9 protein-coding genes are annotated in these 8,406 nt (G+C 55.4%); all 9 read left to right on the top strand.

Features of this window, described 5'->3' with window-relative positions; genetic code table 11:
- On the top strand, positions 1–271 hold a 271-nt coding region (locus VFA09_11135; protein HZU67819.1), incomplete at its 5' end, for a PKD domain-containing protein.
- 304 nt (positions 272–575) lie between these two features.
- Positions 576–1,091, top strand: a complete 516-nt coding sequence (locus VFA09_11130; GenBank protein HZU67818.1) for an Rrf2 family transcriptional regulator — start codon at positions 576–578, stop codon at positions 1,089–1,091.
- 24 nt (positions 1,092–1,115) lie between these two features.
- Complete coding sequence (gene sufC, locus VFA09_11125; protein ID HZU67817.1) at positions 1,116–1,940, top strand: Fe-S cluster assembly ATPase SufC; 825 nt, start codon at positions 1,116–1,118, stop codon at positions 1,938–1,940.
- Positions 1,933–3,390 carry a Fe-S cluster assembly protein SufD gene (sufD, locus tag VFA09_11120; protein HZU67816.1) on the top strand — a complete coding sequence of 486 codons (1,458 nt, stop codon included), beginning with the start codon at positions 1,933–1,935 and terminating at the stop codon, positions 3,388–3,390. Before sufC ends, sufD begins: the two co-directional genes overlap by 8 nt.
- 269 nt (positions 3,391–3,659) lie before the next feature.
- Positions 3,660–4,949 carry a cysteine desulfurase gene (locus VFA09_11115; GenBank protein ID HZU67815.1) on the top strand — a complete coding sequence of 430 codons (1,290 nt, stop codon included), beginning with the start codon at positions 3,660–3,662 and terminating at the stop codon, positions 4,947–4,949.
- A gap of 36 nt (positions 4,950–4,985) precedes the next feature.
- A complete protein-coding gene (locus VFA09_11110; protein HZU67814.1) occupies positions 4,986–5,393 on the top strand; it encodes an SUF system NifU family Fe-S cluster assembly protein in 408 nt (135 codons plus the stop codon).
- A 15-nt stretch (positions 5,394–5,408) separates the two neighbouring features.
- Positions 5,409–5,726: a non-heme iron oxygenase ferredoxin subunit gene (locus VFA09_11105; protein ID HZU67813.1), complete on the top strand. Its 318-nt coding sequence runs from the start codon at positions 5,409–5,411 to the stop codon at positions 5,724–5,726.
- Positions 5,727–5,948: 222 nt separating this feature from the next.
- Entirely contained in the window at positions 5,949–6,548 is a 600-nt protein-coding gene (locus tag VFA09_11100; protein ID HZU67812.1) for a metal-dependent hydrolase, read from the top strand.
- A complete protein-coding gene (locus VFA09_11095) occupies positions 6,524–8,389 on the top strand; it encodes a DUF2079 domain-containing protein (GenBank protein ID HZU67811.1) in 1,866 nt (621 codons plus the stop codon). The genes VFA09_11100 and VFA09_11095 overlap by 25 nt, the downstream gene beginning before the upstream one ends.
- Positions 8,390–8,406: the final 17 nt, after the last annotated feature.

Here is an 8,406-nt window from a genome sequence, read left to right as displayed (position 1 = left end):
CAACCCGCTGGGTCATCACAGGGCCAGCCTGAGCGCCACCTTCACCGATGCTGATCCCAACGGGCAGGTCTCTGACTATACCGCCACGATCAACTGGGGCGACGGCATGTCCTCGACCGTTAAGGTGGGCAAAGCCGCCGGTCATCCACAGGGCTTTGACCTGGGTGGCTTGCACACCTATGCTAAAAAGGGAACCTATACCCTGACCCTGACCGTAGTCGATCAGGGCGGCAGCCAGCTCAGCAAAACCGTATCCATCAAGGTGGTGTAACAGCCTGAAAACGGCCTCGTATCGTAGGGGCGGCTCTTGTGGTCGCCCTTTCTGCCAACTGGATCGCCCTCTTATCCAATCGTGGCGCCCTTTCATCCAACCACTAGATGAAAAAGGAGTTGATCGCCGGCTAGAAAAGCCCGATCAACTCCTGTATTTTTCCTGGTTGACGACCTTTCACCAAAGGTGCTAGAATATATCCTAGTGAACAGGTCGGATTAATTTAGCGCTGCTTAGTCATAGATGCCTGCCGGTTATTCGAGAGCGGCACAGCAATTCAGATACGGCGAGAAGGGAGAAGACCATGTGGTTACAAGTTTCTACAAAAGGCGAATATGGCGTGCGGATCATGGCTCATCTCGCTCGTCATTACGGCGGGCGCCCGCGCTCGCTTACCGATATTGCGCAGGCCGAGATGCTGCCCCTGGCATACCTTGAGCAACTGGTAAAACTGCTGCGCGAGGCGAATCCACCGCTGGTTACGAGTACGCGCGGCGCGCACGGCGGCTATAGCTTGAGCCGCGACCCGGCAGATATTACGATGGGTGAAATCCTGCGCACCCTTGAGGGGCCGATTGCCCCCATGATCTGCGCGACCGAAGGCGAAATGACCGAGATTTGCGGCTTCCTTGACTCGTGCCGCATCAAATATTTGTGGGCCAAAGTGCGTGACGCTGTCGCTCACACCATCGATACCATGACATTGGCCGAACTGGTAGGCTCATCCGATTCGGAGCAGGAGAAAGCGCATCCAGCTCCCACAACATCCCAGTTCATCGCCATCTCTGATATTCGTGTGGCTCATCCGTCCACAAACTAATACAAGGAGGAACTCTTTCCTAAAATGTCGTCAGAACTTATTATTAAAAACCTGCATGCCAATATCGAAGGCAAACCGATCTTACGCGGTGTGAACCTGACCGTCAAACAGGGCGAAGTCCACGCCTTAATGGGTCCCAATGGTTCCGGTAAAAGCACACTCGCTAACGTCATTATGGGCAACCCGAAATATGAAGTGACCGAGGGTGAAATCTGGTTCAAAGGCGAAAATATTCTCGAGTACTCACCCGACCGCCGCGCTCGCATGCGCCTCTTCCTGGCGTTCCAGTATCCGATGTCCATTCCAGGCGTCAGCGTGGCCAATTTCCTGCGCCGCTCGCTTGAGGCCGTGCGCGAAGGCAATAAGCCACTGGAAGAGGGCGAGAATCCTAGCGGCAAGGCTACCAAACGCAAGAGCATTCCGCCCGGCGAGTTCCGTAAATTGCTGCAAGAAAAGATGCGCCTGCTGCGGGTCGATAACAGCTTCATCAACCGTTCCATCAACGACGGCTTCTCCGGCGGCGAAAAGAAACGCGCCGAGATTCTGCAGATGGCGCTGCTGGAGCCGGAAATCGCGCTGATGGACGAGACAGACTCCGGCCTGGATATCGATGCCCTCAAGATTGTCTCCGAGAGCGTCAATGCCCTGCGCGGCCCCAATCTTGGCATCCTGCTCATCACGCATTACCAGCGCATACTGGACTATATCGTCCCAGATTTTGTACACGTCATGTACGATGGGCGCATCGTTCTCTCCGGCGGGAAAGAACTGGCCACCGAACTCGAAAAGAAGGGGTACGAATGGCTGCGGCCCATGGACGAAGAGAATGGGGTGACGGTCAATGGCTAATGCTCTATCCAATGGACTCTCGCGCGGCGCGGTAGAGGAACTTTCGCGCCAGAAGGGAGAGCCTGAATGGATGCTACAGAAACGCCTGCAGGCCTGGGACCTCTATGAAAGCATGGAGACGCCACTTGGCCGTCGTGGCGACCTGGGCACGCTACGCACGCTGGCGAATTTCAAGTTCCAGGCGCTCAATCCATACGTTCCGTCCGCGGGCAACGACAAACTGCCCGCGCCAATCGAGCAGTCTTTGCAAGAGGCGCTGGTCGATCAACGTTCCGGCCTGATCGTGCAGCGCAACTCCTCTGTCGTGCGTACCGAGCTTGACGAAGAACTCAAAAGCCGCGGCGTCATCCTCACCGACCTGGATACAGCCGTACGCGAATATCCCGAACTGGTGCAGCAGTACTTCATGACCGATTGCGTGCCAGTAAGCAGCAACAAATATACCGCTCTGCACGCGGCATTCTGGAGCGGCGGCATCTTCCTGTATCTCCCCAAGGGAGTAGAGGTTGAAGACCCTATCCTGGCGCAAATCTGGATCGATGCGCCCGCCTCGGCCATCTTCGCGCATACGCTCATCGTTGCAGACGAGATGAGCAGCGTGCGCTATGTCGAGGAACAGAGCTCCGCCTTCGATGGCGAGCAACCATCCTTGCTCAATGGCGTCGTCGAGGTGTATGTCAAAAACGCGGCGCATGTCGAGTTCAGCAACCTGCAGGACTTCGGTCAGAACGTCTGGACGGTCACAAATAAGAACGCCGTCCATGAAAAGGATGGCAGCACCACCTGGGTAATAGCCGACCTCGGCAGCAAGGTCATGCTTTCCAACGTCGGCATCGGTATGCAGGGAAGCGGCAGCGCCGGCGAACTGGTAGGAGTCTTTTTCACCGACCACGACCAGCGGTATTCAATCAACACGCTCTCCGATCACGCCTCGACCGCGACGAATGCCGAGACACTGGTCAAAGGCGTGTTGACCGACGAGTCGCGCGTGGAATTTATCGGAATGATCCGCGTGCGGCCAAAGGCGCAGCAGACGGCTTCATTCCTCTCCGATCACACGCTGCTACTGAGCGACAAGTGCCGGGCAGAATCGATACCGAGCCTGGAAATCGGAGCCAACGAGGTCAGCGCCAGCCACGGCGCCACTACCGGCAAGATTGACGAAGAGCAACTCTTCTACCTGATGGTACGCGGCATCGCGCGTGAAGAGGCCGAACGCATCATCGTGCAGGGCTTCTTCGAGCCGGTTCTGCAGCGCATCCCGCTGGAGAACCTGCGCACCCGCCTGCGCCGCAGCATTGTGCGCCGTATGCAGGGCGCCTACGAAACCGAGGCCGACACCTGGGTCGATGCGCAGGAACGCTGGGAGATCGAGGACGTTGACCAATATGCCATCTCCCTCGACGGCAAGCCCCAGGAGGAGGAGGAGATTCAGCTCGCTGAGTATTAGCCTACGGGGCCGGTGATGAATAGTAACAATCAAAATCGGCCCTGTCATTCTGAGCGCAGCAAAGAATCCCTCGCGGAGAGGTATCAAGACGGTACCAGAGGAGTATGTCGGGAAGCATGACACGAACGACCTGGGTGGTGAACATTCATCACCGGCCCCGCGGGGATATATCACAAGTATGTGACGAAAAACTCTGGCAAACTCTATTCTACCTACTATGATGAAATGTAATAGCAAGGACGCCTGATCGACGCCCTGGGAGAACGAAAATGGCAGGTTCCGACAACACGCTGGCGACGGTAACGCAAGAGACAACAGGACAGCATCCCGCTGTGCGTTCAGCAGCGGACATTCGCAAAGATTTTCCGATACTTTCACGCCAGGTACATGGCAAACCGCTGGTGTATCTCGACAGCACGGCAAGCTCGCAGAAACCCTATAGCGTCATTGAGGCCATGAGCGCCTACTACGAAACCATCAACGCCAACGTGCATCGCGGCGTCTATGAGATCAGCGAGGAAGCCACGGCAAAGATGGAGAAGGCGCGCGTCAAGGTCGCCCGCTTCATCAACGCGCGCCAGAGCAAGCAGATCATCTTCACGCGCAACACGACCGAAAGCATCAACCTGGTCGCCTATAGCTGGGGCAACACCAATATTTCCGCCGGTGATGTGATCGTCCTGACCGAAATGGAGCATCACAGCAATCTCGTCCCCTGGCAACTGCTCGCCCAACGCACCGGCGCGCGCCTGGAATTCGTGCCTGTCACCGATGAGGGACTGCTGCGCTTAGATATCTATGAACAACTCTTGCGGCAGCAGCCGAAACTCGTCGCGTTCGCCCATATGTCCAACGTCCTGGGTACAATCAATCCCGTACAGCAAATGGTTGCCCAGGCTCATGAAGCAGGGGCAGTCGTTCTGGTGGACGCGGCGCAAAGCGTACCTCATATGCCCGTCGATGTACAGGCCCTGGATGCTGATTTTCTGTGCTTCAGCTCGCACAAAATGCTTGGACCCACAGGTATTGGCGTTCTCTATGGCAAGCGCGAACTGCTCGAAGCCATGCCTCCTTTTATGGGCGGCGGCGACATGATTCGCACGGTCGGACTGCGGCAATCGACCTGGAATGACCTGCCCTGGAAATTTGAGGCCGGCACGCCCTCTATCGCGGAAGCTATCGGCCTGGGAGCCGCCATCGATTATCTCAATAAACTTGGTATGGCGAATGTCCGGCAGCACGAACAGGAAATTACGGTCTATGCTATGGAACAATTGCAGGCCGTTCCAGGGCTGACCATCTATGGGCCGGATGCCTCGCGGCGCGGCGGCGTCGTATCCTTTACGTTAGGGGATATTCACCCACACGACCTGGCATCCATTCTCGATCAAGAGGTCGGCGTGGCCATTCGCGCGGGCCATCATTGCGCGCAACCGGTCATGGAACGCTTTGGGCTGGCCGCAACTGCACGCGCCAGCTTCTACGTGTATACAGTACCAGAAGATATCGACGTGCTGGTACAGGGGCTGCATAAAGCGTTACAGATATTCAATCTTTAAAAAGATGTAGACCACAGCCCAAAAAGGGATAAAACTATGTCAATGGATTATCGTGAATATATTCTGGATCATTACAGGCACCCGCGCAATTACGGGAAGTTGGAGCATCCCGACGCGCATGCCGAAGACTCCAACCCACTGTGCGGCGACCAGCTCGCTATCGATCTCCAGATCGATGGAGACCGCGTCAGCGCCGTGCGTTTTCAGGGCCGCGGCTGCGCGATCAGCCAGGCCACGGCATCGATGCTCTCAGAGATGATCGAAGGCAGAACGGTGGAGGAAGTTGTCCGGCTCGGCAAAGATGATGTGCTGGACGCGCTTGGTATCCCCATCAGTCCGGCGCGCACAAAATGTGCTTTTCTCTCCCTGCGCGTGCTGCACCGCGGCCTGGCACTGGCAGGTCTGGAAAAACCACCCACAGATGATGAAGATGACGATGAATAGGAATGCGTTTCTCATATGTCGGATTTTGTACAAGTAGCGGAAGTTGATGATCTTGAAGACGGCGAACTGATGGCCGTCGAGGTAGATGGGGAGCCAATCTGCCTGGCAAAAGTAGATGGCACCGTTTATGCCTTTACCGACAATTGCACCCACATCAGCGGTCCCCTCAACGAAGGCGAACTCGACGGCGAAGTGCTGACCTGCCCCTGGCACGGTGCCCAGTTCAACGTTCGTACCGGGAAGGTCTTGCGCGGCCCCGCGCGCCAGGATATTTTCACCTACCCCGTACGCATCGACGGCAATGCCATTCTCATCAGCCTGCCGGAAGAGTAAATAGTATCAGGTGGGGCTTCTTCGCTGCACTCAGCATGACAGGCCCCGGACACAGCGGCGTGTGTCCGGGGCCTGTCATGCTGAGTGCAGCGAAGAAGCCCGCGCCAACTCATCGATAGTCATCAGGCCATTCCACTTGATCTTTGTTCTAAAACCCATTACAATGTGCAAACTGAAAACACAGGGATACAAAAACTTATCTTTAAAGGAGTCCTATACATCATGGAGGGTAGATCGCACCTGCTGATCGGCCTCACGGCGGGAGTCGTGCTCGATAGTGTCTTCCATCTGACGGGCAGCCCGCTCACTATGGCAGCCAGCATTCCATTAACGCTTATCGTTAAAAAAGGCGTTTTTTACTTCATGGTCGGCGTCGGCTCGCTGCTGCCTGATATAGACAATGCTCACAGCACGCTTGGTCACAAACTCGGCTGGGTCAGCAAGGGCATCCAACGTGTTGCCGGTCATCGTACCCTCTTTCATAGCCTCCTGGGCCTCGTACTCGGCTCCTTGTTGGCATTGGGTCTCAATTCGGTGGTAAGCTATTTGTTGGAGCAACGTGGATTTATCATTCCGGCGCAATTTATCAATGGTTCGCACCTGGTATTTATCGCTGTGCTTTTTGGATGTATTATGCATATAGCCGCCGACGCACTGACCGAAGGCGGCGTACCATTGCTCTGGCCGGATCATAAGCGCTTCGGGTTCCCGCCGGACCCGCGCTACCGGTTCCGTACCGGCACCTGGCCGGAGTTCGTCATCGTCTGGACTTTCATGATCCTGGTTGGGATCGGTATATGGCAATCAATTATCACGATCTAATGAAATATATCAAAGTGCTGGCAATCAAACTGTCGCAGGTACGCAATCAACAGCGCATCGCCTGGGGACTGCTGATTGTCTTCATGCTCATCTACGCGGTCGATATGAGCTATCAGGCCGTGCTACGCTATGAGACCTTTCAGGCGACAGCTTTTGATCTCGGCAACATGGACCAGGTACTGTGGAATACGATTCATGGTCGCCTCTTCCAATTTACCAATCAGGCCATCGATTATTATGGGCCGCCCACACGCCTGGCTATTCACTTCGAGCCAATCATTTTACCGCTTTCCCTGCTCTACCTCTTTCACGCAGACCCACGTATCTTGCTGGTTTTCCAGACGCTTGTGCTGGTCACGGGCGCGGTACCGGTTTTCCTGCTCACGCGCAAGTACCTGCCTGGCTGGCCCCTGCTGGCGGCGATTATGGCCGGCGCTTACCTGATAACCCCCGGATTGCTCGGACTCAACATTTTCGATTTCCATCCCATTGCCCTGGCCACGCCGCTGTTGCTCTATGCTGTACTCGCACTCGAATACAAACGCTATATCTGGTTCATCATTGCCTGCATCCTGGCCGCCGCCTGCAAAGAAGATGTGCCATTGGCCGTCGCGGGGTTAGGAATCCTGGTGATCTGGAAATACAAACTCCCGCGCCTGGGCGCTGTTCTCATCGTTGGAGGGCTGCTGTGGAGCTTGATTGCCTTCAAAGTGGTCATTCCACACTTCTACCCCGGTCTGCAGGCCAACAACTTCTGGTATCGTTATGAAGAACTGGGCAGCTCTCCAGGAGTTGCTATTGGAAACATCCTGCTGCATCCCTGGATTCTCTTCACCACCTTTATCACGTTGGATCGCCTCTACTACCTGTTCGGGCTTGTGCGCAGCACCGGCTTCCTGGCAGTGCTCGCGCCCGAGTGGTTAATACCGGCATTGCCCAGTCTTGCCGTTAATCTGCTCAGCACCGATCCATTGCTCTATAGTGGGGTTTATCACTACAATGCCGTCATCATCCCGTTTGTTATGATTGCCTCACTTCACGGTATACGGCGCTTCATCACCATCTGGCAAGGATGGCGCGGAACAGAACAGGCCAATTTCTTAGAGTCTGAAGGACAGGGCAGCGCCCCTCAGAACGGACGCGGTAAAGTGCGGGTTGATCCAGCAGGTGGTGACCCCTACCCTGTACGAAATAGGACAGGAGAATCCTATGGGATAGGGGCGGCTACGAACGCGATGAACCGGCTTTCTACTGTAGTCGCCCTGGGACGGGCCATTCCCATCTATGCTTTTGCCAGAACACCTATCCCTGCTCTTTCCCGGCGTATTGCATCAACAGCGCAAACTCGCCTTACACGGCTTACCTTGCCCAGGTGGCGTAAGACGCAATGGCAACGTTTCAGCGCGCAGATGAAACCTATCGCAACAGCCATTTCCATCGCTCGCCTGCAATGGGTACTGGTAACATGGATCATGCTGATGGCAGTGCTGAACTATCTCATCATCATGCCTACGCTCAATTCCTTCTGGCCCGATCACACCCCTGGGAGCCGGGAGCAACAGATACAACAGCTGCTCGACATGATTCCGCCCGACGCTTCCGTCTCCGCATCAGACGATCTCAATCCTCATTTGAGCGAACGCCAGTTGCTCGCAGTTTTCCCCTCGGTCTGCCTTGACTCAACCTGTACGCATACAGTAGAATATGTTATTGTTGACCTCAACAGTCTTACCATCGAAAATAGGGCAGCAGCAACCAGCGAACTGAATGCACTTTCGCGACAATTCCGTCTTGTGGCACGCAAAGCCGGTGTCGAATTATTCGTTCGCCGTAGCGCTTAACACCTGAATCATGTTAT

The organism is Ktedonobacteraceae bacterium (assembly GCA_035653615.1).
Taxonomy (GTDB): domain Bacteria; phylum Chloroflexota; class Ktedonobacteria; order Ktedonobacterales; family Ktedonobacteraceae; genus DASRBN01.
The sequence above is the reverse complement of the archived record's forward strand: the minus strand, read 5'-3'. Positions and strand labels throughout refer to the sequence as shown.

Bases quoted from the DNA above. Each gene is read 5' to 3' on its own strand.
- VFA09_11115 (HZU67815.1), top strand. From the start codon at position 3,660: ATGGCAGGTTCCGACAACACGCTGGCGACGGTAACGCAAGAGACAACA.
- VFA09_11095 (HZU67811.1), top strand. From the start codon at position 6,524: ATGGCAATCAATTATCACGATCTAATGAAATATATCAAAGTGCTGGCA.
- sufD (HZU67816.1), top strand. From the start codon at position 1,933: ATGGCTAATGCTCTATCCAATGGACTCTCGCGCGGCGCGGTAGAGGAA.
- VFA09_11100 (HZU67812.1), top strand. From the start codon at position 5,949: ATGGAGGGTAGATCGCACCTGCTGATCGGCCTCACGGCGGGAGTCGTG.
- VFA09_11105 (HZU67813.1), top strand. From the start codon at position 5,409: ATGTCGGATTTTGTACAAGTAGCGGAAGTTGATGATCTTGAAGACGGC.
- VFA09_11110 (HZU67814.1), top strand. From the start codon at position 4,986: ATGTCAATGGATTATCGTGAATATATTCTGGATCATTACAGGCACCCG.
- VFA09_11130 (HZU67818.1), top strand. From the start codon at position 576: ATGTGGTTACAAGTTTCTACAAAAGGCGAATATGGCGTGCGGATCATG.
- sufC (HZU67817.1), top strand. From the start codon at position 1,116: ATGTCGTCAGAACTTATTATTAAAAACCTGCATGCCAATATCGAAGGC.